Annotated in this window: 12 protein-coding genes; 5 read left to right on the forward strand and 7 right to left on the reverse strand. The window is 69.3% G+C overall.

The window, feature by feature from the left end:
- Positions 1–201 precede the first annotated feature (201 nt).
- The gene (locus tag ACH65_RS06155; RefSeq protein ID WP_049621710.1) at positions 202–3,036 is read left to right on the forward strand and encodes a valine--tRNA ligase; all 2,835 of its coding nucleotides are present in this window, start codon (positions 202–204) and stop codon (positions 3,034–3,036) included.
- A 237-nt stretch (positions 3,037–3,273) separates the two neighbouring features.
- Here the strand turns inward: ACH65_RS06155 and rimI are convergent, their stop codons facing one another.
- From rimI to ACH65_RS06170, 3 genes are read right to left on the reverse strand one after another with little or no spacing between them, the layout of a single operon-like run.
- Complete coding sequence (gene rimI / locus ACH65_RS06160) at positions 3,274–3,750, reverse strand: ribosomal protein S18-alanine N-acetyltransferase (protein ID WP_049621711.1); 477 nt, start codon at positions 3,748–3,750, stop codon at positions 3,274–3,276.
- A gap of 2 nt (positions 3,751–3,752) precedes the next feature.
- Complete coding sequence (locus tag ACH65_RS06165) at positions 3,753–4,244, reverse strand: hypothetical protein (RefSeq protein WP_049621723.1); 492 nt, start codon at positions 4,242–4,244, stop codon at positions 3,753–3,755.
- Positions 4,241–5,023 (reverse strand): CDP-alcohol phosphatidyltransferase family protein, encoded by a 783-nt coding sequence (locus tag ACH65_RS06170; RefSeq protein ID WP_049621712.1) that lies wholly within the window; start codon positions 5,021–5,023, stop codon positions 4,241–4,243. The genes ACH65_RS06165 and ACH65_RS06170 overlap by 4 nt, the downstream gene beginning before the upstream one ends.
- Before the next feature lie 108 nt (positions 5,024–5,131).
- On the opposite strand from ACH65_RS06170, the gene ACH65_RS06175 reads away from it, so the two are divergent.
- The 3 genes from ACH65_RS06175 (at position 5,132) to ACH65_RS06185 (ending at position 8,062) form a co-directional block, all read left to right on the forward strand.
- Positions 5,132–5,554, forward strand: coding sequence for a DUF4124 domain-containing protein (locus tag ACH65_RS06175; protein WP_049621713.1), 423 nt, complete (start codon positions 5,132–5,134; stop codon positions 5,552–5,554).
- Between the two features lie 126 nt (positions 5,555–5,680).
- A complete protein-coding gene (locus ACH65_RS06180) occupies positions 5,681–7,378 on the forward strand; it encodes a proline--tRNA ligase (RefSeq protein WP_049621714.1) in 1,698 nt (565 codons plus the stop codon).
- 363 nt (positions 7,379–7,741) lie between these two features.
- The gene (locus tag ACH65_RS06185; protein WP_049621715.1) at positions 7,742–8,062 is read left to right on the forward strand and encodes an H-NS histone family protein; all 321 of its coding nucleotides are present in this window, start codon (positions 7,742–7,744) and stop codon (positions 8,060–8,062) included.
- Positions 8,063–8,170: 108 nt separating this feature from the next.
- Here the strand turns inward: ACH65_RS06185 and ACH65_RS06190 are convergent, their stop codons facing one another.
- The 4 genes from ACH65_RS06190 to ACH65_RS06205 form a co-directional block, all read right to left on the reverse strand.
- Positions 8,171–9,442, reverse strand: coding sequence for a threonine/serine exporter family protein (locus tag ACH65_RS06190; RefSeq protein WP_049621716.1), 1,272 nt, complete (start codon positions 9,440–9,442; stop codon positions 8,171–8,173).
- Complete coding sequence (locus ACH65_RS06195; RefSeq protein ID WP_049621717.1) at positions 9,439–9,888, reverse strand: NfeD family protein; 450 nt, start codon at positions 9,886–9,888, stop codon at positions 9,439–9,441. The genes ACH65_RS06190 and ACH65_RS06195 overlap by 4 nt, the downstream gene beginning before the upstream one ends.
- Before the next feature lie 261 nt (positions 9,889–10,149).
- The gene (locus tag ACH65_RS06200) at positions 10,150–11,106 is read right to left on the reverse strand and encodes an SPFH domain-containing protein (protein ID WP_049621718.1); all 957 of its coding nucleotides are present in this window, start codon (positions 11,104–11,106) and stop codon (positions 10,150–10,152) included.
- A gap of 364 nt (positions 11,107–11,470) precedes the next feature.
- Positions 11,471–13,090, reverse strand: coding sequence for an alpha-glucosidase family protein (locus ACH65_RS06205; RefSeq protein ID WP_049621719.1), 1,620 nt, complete (start codon positions 13,088–13,090; stop codon positions 11,471–11,473).
- Positions 13,091–13,524: 434 nt separating this feature from the next.
- Between ACH65_RS06205 and ACH65_RS06210 the strand changes: the two genes are divergently transcribed.
- Complete coding sequence (locus ACH65_RS06210; RefSeq protein ID WP_049621720.1) at positions 13,525–16,353, forward strand: TonB-dependent receptor; 2,829 nt, start codon at positions 13,525–13,527, stop codon at positions 16,351–16,353.
- Positions 16,354–16,364: the final 11 nt, after the last annotated feature.

The raw sequence follows: 16,364 nt of genomic DNA on the forward strand, positions 1-16,364 counted from the left end.
TCTCCATGAAGTGGTGGCCGTCGGCGCCGCCCGATCCATGATCCGGCCTGATCGGCGGCCATGCCTCGAAGAGCCAGCCCCCTGACCCTCCCCGCAAGAAAGCCCACGCGGGCGGCTTTGGCACCCCCTCCCCCCACCCCGTACAATGGCCGCTTTGCCCCCATTCAAGCGCGCCCGCGGCGCGCCATGACGAGCCCCTAGATGGACAAGAGTTTCGAGCCCCGCCCGATCGAGTCGAAGTGGTACGCACGCTGGGAAGCCAGTGGCGACTTCAGGCCCTCGGGCGCGGGCGAGCCGTACTGCATCCTGCTGCCGCCACCCAACGTCACCGGCACCCTGCACATGGGCCATGCGTTCCAGCAGACGGTGATGGACATGCTGATCCGCTACCACCGTATGCGCGGCTTCGACACGCTGTGGCAGGTGGGCACCGACCATGCCGGCATCGCCACCCAGAAGATCGTGGAGAACCAGCTCGCCGCGGACGGCCGCAGCCGCCACGACCTCGGCCGCGAACCGTTCGTGGAGCGCGTGTGGCAGTGGAAGGAGGAATCCGGCTCCACCATCACCAACCAGATGCGCCGCCTGGGCGTGGCCGCCGACTGGTCGCGCGAGCGCTTCACCATGGACGAGGGGCTCTCGGCCGCGGTGCGCAAGGTGTTCGTGGAGTGGTACCGCGCCGGCCTGATCTACCGTGGCAACCGCCTGGTGAACTGGGACCCGGCGCTGGGCACGGCGGTGTCCGACCTGGAGGTGAACAACGTCGAGCGCGACGGCCACCTGTGGTCGATCCGCTATCCGGTGGCCGGCAGCGACGAAAGCATCGTGGTCGCCACCACCCGCCCGGAAACCATGCTCGGCGACGTCGCCGTGGCGGTGCATCCGGAAGACGAGCGCTACGCCCACCTGGTGGGCAAGGCCATCGCCCTGCCGCTGACCGGGCGCGAGATCCCCGTGGTGGCGGACGACTACGTCGAGCGCGAGTTCGGCACCGGCGCGGTGAAGATCACCCCCGCGCACGACTTCAACGACTACGCGCTCGGCCAGCGCCACGGCCTGGCGCCGCTCAACATCTTCACCCTCGACGCCAGGGTCAACGAGAACGCGCCGGCCAAGTACCAGGGCCTGGAGCGCTACGAAGCGCGCAAGGCGGTGCTGGCCGATCTCGAAACCGCGGGCCTGCTGGTCGAGACCCGCCCGCACAAACTGCAGGTGCCGGTGAGCCAGCGCTCGGACGCGGTGATCGAGCCGATGCTCACCGACCAGTGGTTCATCGACCTCACCACGGACGTCCAGGCGGATGGCCGTCCGGGCGGCCGCAAGGCGATCACCGGGCCGGCGCTGGAGGCCGTGCGCTCGGGCGAGATCAAGTTCGTGCCGGAGAACTGGTCCACCACCTACACGCAGTGGCTGGAGAACATCCAGGACTGGTGCATCAGCCGCCAGCTGTGGTGGGGCCACCGCATCCCGGCCTGGTACGACGAGGCCGGCAACATCTTCGTGGGCGAGGACGAGGCCGACGCGCGCGCGCATGCCACCACCGCGCCGGTGGGCGCGCTGCGCCAGGACGACGACGTGCTGGACACCTGGTTCAGTTCCGCCCTGTGGCCCTTCTCCACGCTGGGCTGGCCGCTCGATGGCCCAGTGAAGAACGAGCGCGGCGAAGTCGTCGCCGACTGGTCGCACGATCAGCTCTTCCTGCCCAGCGCCGTGCTGGTCACCGGCTTCGACATCATCTTCTTCTGGGTCGCCCGCATGGTGATGGCGACCAAGTACTTCACCGGCCGGGTGCCGTTCCGCGAGGTGTACATCAACGCCATCGTGCGCGACGCCGAGGGCCAGAAAATGTCCAAGTCCAAGGGCAACACGCTGGACCCGCTGGACCTGATCGACGGCATCGAGCTGGAACCGCTGGTGGCCAAGTCCACCCGCTCGCTGCTGATCCCGCAGGTGCGCGAGAAGGTCGAGAAGCGCGTGCGCAAGGATTACCCGCAGGGCATCCCGGCCATCGGCACCGACGCGCTGCGCTTCACCTTCGCCGCGCTGGCCAGCTACAGCCGCACCATCAACTTCGACATCAAGCGCGCCGAGGGCTACAAGGCGTTCTGCAACAAGCTGTGGAACGCGGCGCGCTTCGTGCTTTTGAATGTCGGGAATGGGGAGTCGGGCATCGGGAATCGGGCAACGCCCGCGACCGAGGCGGAGCGGTGGATCCTCACGCGGCTGAAGCAGACGCTGGCGGAGGTGGAGCAGCACTTCGCCACCTACCGCTTCGACCTGCTGGCGCAATCGCTCTACGAGTTCGTGTGGAACGAGTACTGCGACTGGTTCCTGGAGCTGTCCAAGCCCGCCCTCAACGGCGAGGACGCGGAGGCCGCCGCCTCCACCCGCCACACCCTGCTGGTGGTGCTGGAGGCGGTGCTGCGCGCGCTGCACCCGGTCGTTCCCTTCATCACCGAGGAAATCTGGCAGTCGGTGGCGCCGCAGCTGGGCGTGGCGGGCGAGTCGGTGTTTGCACGTCCGTACCCCAAGGCCGACGACTTCGCCGCCGACGAGGCGGCCCGCGCCGAGATCGAGTGGTTCAAGGGCGTGCTCTCCGGCGTGCGCCGCATCCGCGCCGAGATGAACATCGCGCCGGGCAAGACCATCCCGCTGCGGCTCGCCGACGGCGAGGCCAGCGACCGTGCCCGCGCGGCCAAGTTCGCCGCGCAGATCGCCTTCCTCGCCCGCACCGAGGCGCCGCAGTGGATCGAGCCGGGCGCGGAAGAACCCGCCGCGGCCGCCGCGGTGGTCGGCAGCCTGCGCGTGCTGATCCCGCTCGCCGGCCTGATCGACCTCGGCGCCGAGCAGGCGCGACTGGCCAAGGAGATCGGCCGCATCGAGGGCGAGATCAGGAAGTGCGAGGCCAAGCTCGGCAACGCCAAGTTCGTCGCCAACGCGCCGGCCGAAGTGGTGGAGCAGGAGCGCCAGCGCATCGTGGACTGGGGCACCCAGCTCGGGGCGCTCAAGGAGCAGGCGCGCAAGCTGGGAGGCTGAGCTGAGCGGCCGCGCCCGCTTTGCGCGGGCGTCGTCGCGCCCGGCCGCGCCCGCCCCGCTCCCTTCTGGCGCCGAAGCTCCAGCGCCCTTGCCATCATTCCGGCGAAGGCCGGGAATCAGGCCGTACGCGAGCGGGAAGGCTGGATGCGCGGCCTGCGCGGGCATGGCAAGACGAGGCTTCGGTCGAACTTCGATGCTGCCGAACCCGGCGGGGAGAAAAGATAACCGCGCCACGCCTCAAGAGGCGCGCGGCAGCAGATCCAGCCCCATCACGATGGCGTCCTCGCGCCCGTCCTTGGCCGGGTAATAGCGCGGGCGACGGCCGACCTGGGCGAAGCCCACCGATTCGTACAGCGCCTGCGCCACCGGGTTGGACGGGCGCACTTCCAGGAAGATCCGCTCCGCGCCGTTCCAGCGCGCGATGTCGAGCAGGCGCCGCAGCAGGTAGCGGCCGAGGCCGCGGCCGCGCCAGTCGGAGCCCACGCAGAGGTTGAGCACGTGCGCCTCGCCCGCGCCCACCGACAGCACGCCGTAGCCGGCCAGCTCGCCCTCCACCCGCATCACCCAGCACGGGTGACCGGCCTTCAGGCAGTCGGCGAAGATGCCCTGCGACCAGGGGAAATCGTAGGAGGCGCGCTCCATGGCGCTCACCGCGGGCAGGTCCTCGCGGCGCATGACGCGGATCTCGGCATCGGGCCGGGCGACCGCGACCATGCTCAGCCCCCGCGCAGCGCCCGGCGCAGCTGGCGCACCGCCGTCCACAGCCGCCGCTTGCCGGCGCCCTGGCCGAGCACCGCGGCCGGCTCGTCCACCAGCACGATCTGCGCCTGGTTCATCACCGCCGCCGGCAGCTCGCGGCCCAGCGCGTGCGCCTGCGCCTGGCCGAACACCAGGTAGGCCGGCGCCGCCGGCAGCGGCGCGACCGGGCGGCCGTCCGCCACGCCGATGCGCGCGGCGCGGGCCAGCTCGCCCCCCCCGGCGAGCAGCGCGCGGCCGAGCAGGTCGAGCTCGCGCGGGGCGCAGCCGGCCGGCAGCACCACCACGCAATGGCCCGCGGCCGGCGGTATCGAGGCGGGCTCGGCCGTGGCGCCGGCCGGCGCATCCGCGGTCGGCGCCTGCGTGCGCAAGGCCCACGGCGTGATGCCGAGCGCCTGCAGCAGGCGGGCCCGGCGAGGCGGCGGCAACGCGCTGGCCGGCAGGGCGCTCATGCCGCGCCGCGCCGCGCGCGACGGCGATGGGTGGCGCGGCCCCACAGGGTCAGCACCGGCCCGGACAGGAGATACAGCGCGAACACCGCGAACAGCACCCGCGCGGTATCGAGCGCCAGCAGCACCAGCACCAGCACGGCGGCGACCACCCACCAGAACGGCACGCGCCCGCCGTCGCCGGTCGGCAGCGACTTGAAGCTGAAGTAGCGGAAGCGGCTGACCATCAGCAGGCCCGCCACCACCGCCAGCACCGGCGTCACGAAGCACAGGCTGGCGCCGCTCACTCCGGCGTTCTCCATGCTCCACACCAGGGCCATGCACACCGCCGCCGCGGCCGGGCTCGCCAGCCCCTGGAAATAGCGCTTGTCGATCACCCCGACCTGGGTGTTGAAGCGGGCCAGCCGCAGCGCCGCGCAGGCGGCGTAGATGAAGGCCGCGGCCCAGCCCACCTTGCCCCACAGCGGGCCGAAATCCTTCAGCGCGGAGAGCGACCAGTTGTACATCACCAGCGAGGGCGCCAGGCCGAAGCTCACCAGGTCCGAGAGCGAGTCGTACTGCACGCCGAACTCGCTCTGCGTGCCGGTGAGCCGCGCCACGCGCCCGTCCATGCCGTCCAGCAGCGCGGCCACGAACACGGCGATCGCCGCATCGGCGAAGCGGGCGTCGATGCTGGCCACGATGGCGTAGAAACCGGCGAACATGGCGCCGGTGGTGAACAGGTTCGGCAGCAGGTAGATGCCGCGATGGCGCGGTACCCGCACGGGCGTGCTATCGCTCATGAAACAATCCGTGACGTGCTGCGCGCAGTGTAAACCATGCCGCTTGAGTCCGACCCTGGAGGGTGTTAACAAGGGCGCCACCATCCGAATTCGGACCCGGAGAAACCCATGCGCCGCCCGCTCCTCGCCGTCGTGCTGCTGCTCGTCGCGCCGCTGGCCGCCGCGCAGGTCTACAAATGGACCGACGCCAGCGGCACGGTCCACTACTCCGAGACGCCGCCGCCGCAAGGCACCCGCTACAAGCAGATCACGCCCAGCGGCAGCGCCGAGCCGCTGGCCGCGCCGACGGCACCGGCACCGGCCGAGTCCGCCGCTAAGCCCGCCGAGCCCGCCGCCTCTTCGCTCCCGGTGGCCGACACGCCGGAGAACCGCACCAAGCTGTGCGCCTCGCTCAAGACCAACCTCGCCGCGCTCAACGGCAGCGGCCCGGTGGTGGTGCAGAACGGCGGCAAGCAGCACCTGCTCGACGACGCCGAGCGCCAGCAGCAGCTCGCCACGGCCAATAACCAGTACCAGCAGTACTGCAAGTAATCCGCCGGCGGCGCAGCGGCCGCGCGGCGACTTCGCGCCCATCGCCTCCCGGCCGGAAAACCCGGCCGGGACCGCCCGCGCGCCCGCTATACTCGGCCTCTTTTTTTAAGCCCGGAATGACCTGCCATGCGCCTCAGCCAATTCCACCTGGCCACCGTGAAGGAAGTGCCCGCCGACGCCGAAATCGCCAGCCACAAGCTGATGCTGCGCGCCGGCATGATCCGCAAGCTCGCCGCCGGCCTGTACACCTGGTCGCCGCTGGGCCTGCGTGTATTGCGCAAAGTGGAAGCGGTGGTGCGCGAGGAAATGAACCGCGCCGGCGCGATCGAAATGCTGATGCCCTCGATCCAGCCGCGGGAATTGTGGGAAGAAACCGGCCGCTGGGAGAAATTCGGCGGCCAGCTGCTCAAGATCAAGGACCGCAAGGAGCAGGAATTCTGCTACGGCCCCACGCACGAGGAAGTCATTACCGACTTCGCCCGCAATGAGCTGAAGAGCTACAAGCAGCTGCCGGTCAATTTCTACCAGATCCAGACCAAGTTCCGCGATGAGATCCGCCCCCGTTTCGGCGTGATGCGCGCGCGCGAATTCCTGATGAAGGATGCCTATTCCTTCCACCTCACGCCCGAGTCGCTCGCCGAAACCTACGAGGTGATGTACCAGGCCTATACCCGCATTTTCAGCCGCCTTGGCCTCACCTTCCGTGCGGTGCAGGCCGACACCGGCGCCATCGGCGGCAATGCCAGCCATGAATTCCAGGTATTGGCCGATTCGGGCGAGGACGCGCTGGTCTTTTCCGACGGCTCCGATTACGCGGCCAATATCGAGAAGGCCGAGGCGCTGGCGCCCGCCATCCAGCGCCCCGCCCCCACGGCCGAACTCGCGCGGGTGGAAACGCCGCGGCAGAAAACCATCGATGAAGTTTCGGCATTCCTGAAAGTCTCGCCGCAGCAGTGCCTGAAAACCCTGCTGGTGCGCGGCAAGGACGGCCTGGTGGCGCTGTGCCTGCGCGGCGATCACGAGATCAACGAGGTCAAGGCCGCCAAGCTGCTGGAATTGCCGGGCGAATCGGTGCTGGCGAGCGAGGAGGAAATCCTCGCCCTCACCGGCACGCGCCCCGGCTTCATCGGCCCGGTGGGCCTGCCCGCCGAAATCCCGGTGATCGTGGACCGCAGCGCCGCCGTGCTGGCCGATTTCGTCTGCGGCGGCAACGCCGACGGCAGCCACTACACCGGTGCCAACTGGGAGCGCGACGCACGCATCACGCGGGTGGAAGACTTGCGCCAGGTGATCGCCGGCGACCCCTCGCCGGACGGCCAGGGCACGCTCAGGACCGCGCGCGGCATCGAGGTGGGCCACGTGTTCCAGCTCGGCGACAAATACGCCCAGGCGCTGGGCGCCACCGTGCAGGACGAGGCCGGCAAGCAGCGCGCGATGCTGATGGGCTGCTACGGCATCGGCGTCAGCCGCATCGTGGCCGCCGCCATCGAGCAGCGCCACGACGAGGCGGGCATCGTGTGGCCCGAGCCGATGGCGCCCTGGCGCGTGGCGGTGTGCGTGATCAACCCCAAGAACAGCCCCGAGGTGGACGCGGCCGCCGCCTCGCTCTACGAGGAGCTGTCCGCGCGCGGCATCGAGACGGTGCTGGACGACCGCGGCCTGCGCCCCGGCGCGATGTTCGCCGACATGGAGCTGATCGGCATTCCGCATCGCGTGGTGGTGAGCGAACGCGGCCTGGCCGCCGGCACGCTCGAATACCGCAAGCGCGACGAAGCCGAAGCGCGCGCCATTACCCGCGACGAGCTGTTTACCCTGCTCGATTGAAAACCCCATTCGCCGGCCGGCGCCCGCGGACGCCGGCCGGCGGGGCGAATGCCGGCCATGCCGGCGCGCCACGGATTTCACCCGGTCCGGCATGGCGGGCGGCGCCATTCGCCTGCCGGGGCAATAATGCCGAGAACGTGCATGCGCGCATTCGATTCACGCGCAACTATTCGCCAAACCCCGGCGCAGGCGCCGCGATAAATTCCGCCCATTCGCGCCGCCAATGCGCGACGGCATGGCATTTTCTGCAATGGGCTTTTGCATTCGACCAGAAAATCGGTAAGAATCCGCCCCGAACCAGGATGGTGCCAAGCATTCCGCCGCCTTGGCGGGCCGATTCACATAAGAACTACGGAGGCATTCATGGCTGTCGATATCAAGAATCTCAACCACAATCAGCTCAATGACCTGATCAGCAAGGCCCAGCTGCGCCAGACCGAGCTGCGCAAGGAAAAAGTGGTCAAGCTGCGCGAGAAAGTGCATGCCTTGATCAAGGCCGAGGGTTATTCCTTCGAGGATATCTTCGGTGGCGCGCGCAAGCCCCGCCGCAGCACCGGCGCGGTCGCCCCGAAGTACCGCAATCCGGCCAATCCGGAGCAGACCTGGTCCGGCCGCGGCAAGCGCCCGCGCTGGTTCAACGATGCGCTGAAGGCCGGCAAGAAGGAAAAGGATCTGGCGATCTGATCCGTCGTAAGTTGTCCACTGCCAAGCAAAACGCCGGCCCCGTGCCGGCGTTTTGCTTATCTGGCATCCGTGGGATTTAAGCGCCGCCCGGTTGCGGCAAATTGCCGCCTATAGCGAACGGCGCGGCGAAATCAGCAAATCGCCGAACAGCAGTCCGGCCACCAGCGAGATCAGCAGGGTAATCAGCAAAATGCCGGTATCCACCCCGAGCAGGGTGTCGCGCTCGAACAGATAGGACACGCTGCGGAATCCCACACTGCCCGGCACCAGCAGGATGATGCCCGGCTCGCGGATCACCGCGCCGGGGCGATGCATGTAGCGCGCATAGAGATTGGCCAGCCCGCCGAGCAGCAGGCCGCCCAGGAAGACGCCGAACGGCGCGCCCGCGATGGCGCCGGACATCGCCCCGCCCCAGCGGGTGGCGAAATAACCCAGGATCACCGCGCCCATGACCACCGGCCAGTCGCGCGGCGCGGCGCGGAACAGCATGGCGAAGGCCAGCGCCGAGGACAGCAGCAGCGGGTATTCGGTCCAGCCCGGCAGCGGCGACAGCGGATAGCCGCCGGCCTCGATGCCGAGCGCCGCGCACAGCTGGCTGGCCGCTACGGTGCCGAAGGTGAGCTTGAGCAGGGTCGCCACCGCGCCGCCCATGCGCGCCACGCCGGCCACCAGGTGCTGGCTGGAGATCTCGCGCACGGCGGTGGTCAGCGCCATGCCGGGCAGCAGCACGATCAGGCTCGCCACCACCACCGACTTCACCGCCAGCGGCACCACGAAGGCGCTCACCGCCGTCGCCAGCAGCGTCGCCACCATCGCGCAGATCGCCTCGCTCGCCGCGGACAGCCGCGGGCGGGTGATCGCCAGCACGGTGATCACGCCGATGATCAGGCCGATCACGCCCGCCACCAGCAGGTCCGCCCACGAGCTGTGCAGCAGCAGGCCCACCACGCTGGCGGCGGAAAGCCCGTAGCTGGCGATCAGCCAGGCCTGGGCGCGGCGCGTGTCCGGCCTGCCCAGTTCTCGCAGCAGGTGGAAGCCCTCGCGCAGGGCCAGCTCGCCGGCCACGGTGCGGTCGGCGATGGCGTCGGCCGCGCACAGGCGCGCCAGGTGCACGTCGCCGGGCAGCAGCCGCATCACGCGGGCGATCGGCGTGGCCTCTTCCTCGCTCTGCATCTGGTCGGCGAAGGAGATGATGATGGCGGTGGGGCTGGACCACACGTCCGCGCTCAGGCCCAGCCGCTGGGCCGAGGCGGCGATCGCCATCTCCAGGCGCGGCGCCGGCGCGCCGTACTGGTGCAGGCGGCGGGCCAGCTCGACCAGGAAGGCGATGCGGGTATTGAGCGGCGCCGCGGCGGCCGCGCTCGGCTGGATCGCGCTCATGCGGCCGGACGCACCTTGAGGGTGGTGCCGTCCACGCCGTACACCTCGACCATCGCGCCCCGCGGCAGGTCCGGCCCGCTGACCAGCCACTGCCCGTCGCCCACCCGCGCCTTGCCGCGACCGTTGACGATGGCCTCCACCAGTACGTAGCGCTGGCCGATCAGCTGCTCGCCGCGGCGGTTGAGGTGTGCCTCGTGGGCCGCACGCAGGCGCAGGCGCGGCCGCACGCCATGCCACCAGACCAGGCAGGCGAGCACCGCCAGCACGGCGAACGCCACCGCCTGCGCCAGCAGCGAGAGGCCGGGCACGACCAGCAGCAGCACGCCGGTGGCCGCGGCGGCGATGCCGATCCACAGCAGGAAATAGCCCGGCAGCAGCAGCTCGGCGCCGATCAGCAACAGCGCGAGGATCCACCACAGGTCATGCAAGGCGAACGATTGGGACATCGACGACTCCGGAAAGGCGCCCGGGATGGAAGCAGCCGCGCCGTCCGCGAAGGCGAACGGCGCGGCATGGGAAAGAACGTTAGCCGAAATGCTGGGCCAAAAGCGGTTTGCGCCCCCGCTGCAAGACCTGCCGGCGGGATGTAGGCGCGCCTTGCGCGCGACCGCTCTTCGCTGCGCATGGAACTTAAGAGCGGTCGCGCGCAAGGCGCGCCTACAGCACGACGCGGGCAGAGCCGTGCCTGGCAGGCGGCCCGCGCCGTCTCACCCCACCGGCGGCGGCGGGCGCCGGCCGGGCGTGGGCGGCGCCTGCTGCTGATCCAGCGACGCCTTCGCCAGCTCGGCGATGCCGGCCAGCGAGCCCAGGATGCCGGTGGCCTCCATCGGCAGCAGCAGGGTCTTCTGGTTGGGCGAGTGGGCCATTTCCTTCAGCGCCTCGACGTACTTGTTGGCGACGAAATAGTTGAGCGCGTTGACGTTGCCGCTGCTGATCGCCTCGGACACCATGCGCGTGGCCTGGGCCTCCGCCTCGGCCAGGCGGATGCGCGCCTCCGCCTCGCGGAACGCCGCCTCCTTGCGGCCGTCGGCGGCGAGGATGGCCGACTGCTTCTCGCCCTCGGCCTTGAGGATGGCACTCTGGCGCAGGCCCTCGGCCTCCAGGATGTTGGCGCGCTTCTCGCGCTCGGCCTTCATCTGCCGCGCCATCGCATCCACCAGATCGCGCGGCGGGGAGATGTCCTTGATCTCGATGCGGTTGACCTTGACGCCCCACGGGTGGGTGGCCTCGTCCACCACGCGCAGCAGCTGGGCATTGATCACGTCGCGCTTGCTCAGGGATTCATCCAGATCCATCGAGCCCAGCACCGTGCGGATGTTGGTCATCACCAGCGCCAGCGAGGCCTGCTCCAGGTTGGCCACCTCGTAGGCCGCGCGCGCGGCGTCCAGCACCTGGTAGAACACCACCCCGTCCACCCGCACCACGGCGTTGTCCTTGGTGATGACGTCCTGCGAGGGCACGTCCAGCACCTGCTCCATCATGTTCATCTTGCGGCCCACCGCGTGGTAGACCGGGATGAGGAAATGCAGGCCCGGCGTCAGCGTGCGGGTGTAGCGGCCGAAGGTCTCCACCGTCCACTCGTAGCCCTGCGGCACCACGCGCACCAGCTTGACGATGACCACCACCACCAGGGCCACCACCACCAACGCAAGCATCTGTCCCACGGCACGGCTCTCCTTCTCCTTCGGGTGGAAGGAGTATAGGCAGGTCGGGGGCATGGCATGGCGGCCGGGGAGGCGCAGGTGTCTCGTGCCCACCGTGACCTGCTCCCCTCCCCGGCGGGAGAGGAGCAAAGCGCGAAGCCCGCCCGCTCGCCGTAACGGCTCCCTCTCCCCGTTGGGGAGAGGGTTGGGGTGAGGGGACACGGTCGCCACAACCTCGCTTCGAGCGAGCTTCACCGCGAGCACCACCCCTCACCTCGGTCCTCTCCTCTCCCCGCGGGGGAGAGGAAGCCAAGCGCACACGGCCAAAGCTCACCGCGACCGGCTCCCTCTCCCCGCGAGGAGAGGAAGCCAAGCGGACGGCGCGTCAGCCGACTCGCGCAAACAGACTCCCGCACGCCGGCAATTGCAGCCGCCCGCCCGCGCAGGAGCCGGCCAGCAGGCCGTGGCCGTCCAGGTGATGCAGCGCACCGGCCAGCGGCACGGCGATCTCCACCGCGGCATCGCCGAGGTTGAAGGCCACCAGCACAGTCTCCCCGCCGAGCCGGCGGGTGAAGGCCAGCACCGGCTCGGGCGTGTCGAGGAAGGCGATGTCGCCCTCGCACAGCGCCGGCTGCGTGCGGCGCCAGTGCAGGAAGCGGCGGAAGCCGTGCAGCGCGGAGTGCGCGTCGGCCTCCTGCGCGGCCACCGCCAGCGCGCGGTGTTCCGCCGGCACCGGCAGCCACGGCGTGCCGCGGCTGAAACCGGCGCCGGGCGCCTCTCCCGTCCACGGTATCGGCGTGCGGCAGCCGTCGCGGCCCTTGAAGTTGGGCCAGAAGGCGATGCCGTAGGGATCGCGCAGCGCCTCGTAGGGCACCTGCGCCTCGCCCAGCCCCAGCTCCTCGCCCTGGTACACGCACACGCTGCCGCGCAGCGCGCACACCAGCGCGGTGAACTGGTTGGCCAGCCGCGCCGAGGCGCGCGCGCCGCCCCAGCGGCTGAGCACGCGCTCCACGTCGTGGTTGGAGATCGCCCAGCACGGCCAGCCCTCGGTCAGCTGCGCTTCCAGCCTCGACACCGTGTCGCGGATGTGGGCGGCGCTGAAATCCTCGGTGAGCAGCTCGAAGCTGTAGCCCATGTGCAGGCGATGGCCACGGGTGTACTCGGCCATGGTCGCCAGCGAATCCTCCGAGGAGATCTCGCCCAGCGCCACGCGGCCGGGGTAGCGGTCGAGCACCGCGCGCAGGTCTTCGAGGAAGCCCAGGTTCTCCGGCTGCGTGTTGTTGTACCAGTGGTACTGGAAGGCGTAGGGGTTGTCCGGGCTGAAGCCGCGCCCGGTGCGCTCGGCCGGCGGCTTGGGCGGGTTGTCGCGCAGCAGCGGGTCGTGGAAGCAGAAGTTGATGGCGTCCAGGCGCAGGCCGTCCACGCCGCGCTCGAGCCAGAAGCGCACCTCGTCCAGGATCGCCGCGCGCACGGCGGGGTGGTGGTAGTTGAGGTCGGGCTGCGAGGCGAGGAAGTTGTGCAGGTAGTACTGCCCGCGCCGCGGCTCCCACTGCCAGGCGGTGCCGCCGAAGAGGGAGAGCCAGTTGTTCGGCGGCGAGCCGTCGGGCTTCGCGTCCGCCCACACGTACCAGTCGGCCCTGAGGTTGTCGCGGCTCTCGCGGCTTTCGCGGAACCAGGCGTGCTCCACCGAGGTGTGGCTGAGCACCTGGTCGATCATCACCTTGAGGCCGAGCCCGTGGGCCTTGGCGAGCAGGCGGTCGAAATCCTCGAGGGTGCCGAACAGCGGATCGACCGCGCGATAGTCGGCGATGTCGTAGCCGAAGTCGGCCATCGGCGACTTGAAGAACGGCGAGATCCAGATCGCGTCCACGCCCAGGCCCGCCACGTAGTCCAGCCGCTCGGCGATGCCGGGCAGGTCGCCCACGCCGTCGCCGTCGGTGTCGAGGAAGCTGCGCGGGTAGATCTGGTAGATGACGGCGCCGCGCCACCAGGGTGAACCGGCCATGCAACGATATCCCTAAAGAGGCCGTGTGCTCCAGGCGAGCTGCGGCGAACGGGTGTGGAGCTTAGCCGCAGCCCTTCACGCCCTCGCAGGGGCTGCATACGTATTCATGCATGCGGCGGTCGCAACATAGACGCCGCCCCGGCGCGCCGCGCGCTGCCGGCGCATCGCCCAGCGCTCTCGCGCAAGGTGGCGATTCCATGTGGGAAAGCCCGCGCACGCCCGCTTCCGCACGCCCGTGCTGCACCGCGATGGCGGCCCGCGAGGGGTCTGCATGAATACGTATGCAGCCCTGCGCTGCATACGAAACAACGTCACTAAGATGCCGCCGCAACACGCTCATCTCACTTCAGAAAAAGCGTGGGCACCCGCTGCGTCCGCACCTCGCCGCCGCAGCGGGCATGGGTACCGAAGCTAGGGTTTTTCTGGAGGGGAGCATGAACCGATTCGAGCGCAATACGCTGGCCATGGCCGTCGCCGCTGCATGCATGGGCCTGTGTGCCACCGCCACCGCGCAGCAAGCCGCCGTACCGCAGCAGGCCGCCGCACAACCGTCCAGCGCGCAGCAGTCCGACGCGCAGGACGACACCACCGAAGACAAGGACCACCACAAGGTCAAGCAGCTCGAGGCCATCGCGGTGCAGGGCTTCAGCAGCAGCCTGCAGAACTCGATCGCCACCCAGCGCAACGCCGACGAGATCGTGGAGGCCGTGTCCTCCGAGCAGATCGGCAAGCTGCCCGGCGTGAGCATCGCCGACACCCTCGGCCGCCTGCCGGGCCTCACCGTGCAGACGCTTTCCGGCCGCCCGCAGGTGCTCACCATCCATGGCCTCGGCCCGGACTTCAGCACGGCCCTGGTCAACGGCCGCGAGCAGGTCAGCACCTCCAACAACCGCGACATCCAGTACGACCAGTACCCCTCGAGCTGGTTCAACCAGGTGGTGGTGCACCTGAGCCCCACCGCCAACCTGCTCGGCCAGGGCCTGGCCGGCACCGTGGACATGCACACCATCCGCCCGCTGGAGCAGGACAAGCGCGTCACCGCGGTCAACGCGCGCTACGTGTGGAACAGCTTCGACCAGCTCGCCAAGGGCGACGGCGTGAGCGACAAGGGCTACCACCTCAACGGCATCTACGTGGACCAGTTCGCCGACCATACCCTGGGCGTGACCCTGGGCGTGGACGCGGAGTCCAGCCCCGCGCAGATCCAGCACCAGGGCACCTGGGGCTACCCCACCACCGCCGACGGCACGCTGACCCTGGGCGGCGCCAAGAACTACGCCATCTCCGACCAGCTCAAGCGCCTGGGCGTGCTCGGCACGGTGCAGTTCAAGCCGACCGACAACTTCACCAGCACGCTGGACATGACCTATGACAACTTCCGCGAGACGCAGCAGCTGAAGGGCATGGAGTTCCCGCTGTTCTGGGGCTCCGGCGTGACCCTTCAGCCCGGCGCCGTGGACAGCGGCAGCTTCGTGCAGAGCGGCGTGTACGACAACGTCAAGGCGGTGGTGCGCAACGACTACAACCGCACCCGCGCCAAGGTCTACAACTTCGGCTGGAACAACAAGTGGCAGATCAGCGAGGGCTGGTCGGCCGAGGCCGACGCCAGCTACTCGCGCGCCAACCGCCGCGACTTCCTGGTGGAGAGCTACACGGGCACCGGCTACAACGTGGGCGGCGGCGCCACCGATTCGATCGGCTTCCACCAGCGTGGCGACGGCCTGTTCATCCTCAACCCGTCGCTCGACTACTCCTCCGGCCTGCTGCTGACCGACCCGCAGGGCTGGGGCTCCGGCGCCACGCCGCCCGTCGTGCAGGCCGGCTTCATCAACCGGCCCAAGACGGTGGACTACCTGGCCAAGCTGCGCCTGGGCGTGCAGCATGACTTGGTCAGCGGCCCGATCTCCAGCGTGGAGTTCGGCGTGGAGCGCGGCACGCGCAACAAGACCTACACCATCGACCAGAGCTTCCTCATCCTGCCCAACGGCGCCACCACCGCGCCGATCCCGGGCTACAGCGTGGACGACCCGCTCGGCTTCATGGGCGTGGGCCCGCAGGTGATCTACAACCCGCTGACCCTGATCCACAACGGCACCTACGTGGAGTTCCCCACGGCGCTGTCCTCCATCGCCGTGCCGCCGAACTGGAAGGTGCGCGAGAACGACCTCACGCCCTACCTGCAGTTCAACATCAGCACCCAGCTCGGCGACGTGTCGCTGCGCGGCAACGTGGGCCTGCAGGTGGCGCACACCAACCAGAAGTCGGAAGGCCAGCGCGTCACCGCCGGCAACGCCACCAACGGCTCGCTGCCGCAGCTGGTGCCGATCTCCGGCGGCACCTCCTACACGCGCTACCTGCCCAGCATGAACCTGGTGTTCGGCTTCACCGACAACGTGGACCTGCGCGTGGGCGCGGCCCGTGTGCTGGCCCGCCCGCGCATGGACCAGATGAGCGCGAGCATCGGCCTCAACACCAACATCACCCGGCTGGCCTCGACCGACCCCAACCAGTCCTACTTCAGCGCCAGCGGCGGCAACGCCAAGCTGCGGCCGACCATGGCCGACAACTACAACGTGAGCCTGGAGCGCTACTTCGGCGACAGCAAGGGCTACGCGGAGCTGTCCGCCTACTACCTGAAGCTGAAGGACTACATCAACCCCAACGCCGCCTACCTCTACAACTTCGCCGACTTCGTGGGCGCCTACCTCACGCCGGCGCAGCAGCAGCAACTAGGCACCACCTACGGCATCGTCTCGGGCCCCACCAACGACGGCAAGGGCAACGTGCGCGGCATCCAGGGCGTGGTCAACACGCCGCTGGGCCTGCTCTCCCCCGTGCTCGACGGCTTCGGCGTGATCGTCAGCGCCAACATCACCAAGAGCTCCATCACCTACGCCGGCAACCCGGAGGCGATCACCGTGCCCGGCCTCTCCAAGCGGGTGATCAACAACACGCTCTACTACGAGCACAACGGCTTCGAGGCGCGCATCAGCCAGAACTACCGCAGCAACTTCCTGGGCGAGGTGTCCGGCATCAGCGCCACCCGCATCACCCAGGTGATCCAGGGCGGCAGCACCTACGACGCGCAGGTGAGCTACGCGCTGCAGACCGGCCGGTTCAAGGGCCTGACGGTGCTGCTGCAGGGCTCCAACCTCAGCAACAAGAAGTTCGTGAGCTACCAGAACAACGACGTGCGCCAGACCCTGACCTGGGAAGCCTACGGCCGTCGCTTCGAGTTCGGCGTCTCCTACAAGTTCGACTGACGCCTTGCGTA

The organism is Frateuria defendens, assembly GCF_001182895.1.
GTDB classification, from domain to species: Bacteria; Pseudomonadota; Gammaproteobacteria; order Xanthomonadales; family Rhodanobacteraceae; genus Frateuria_B; species Frateuria_B defendens.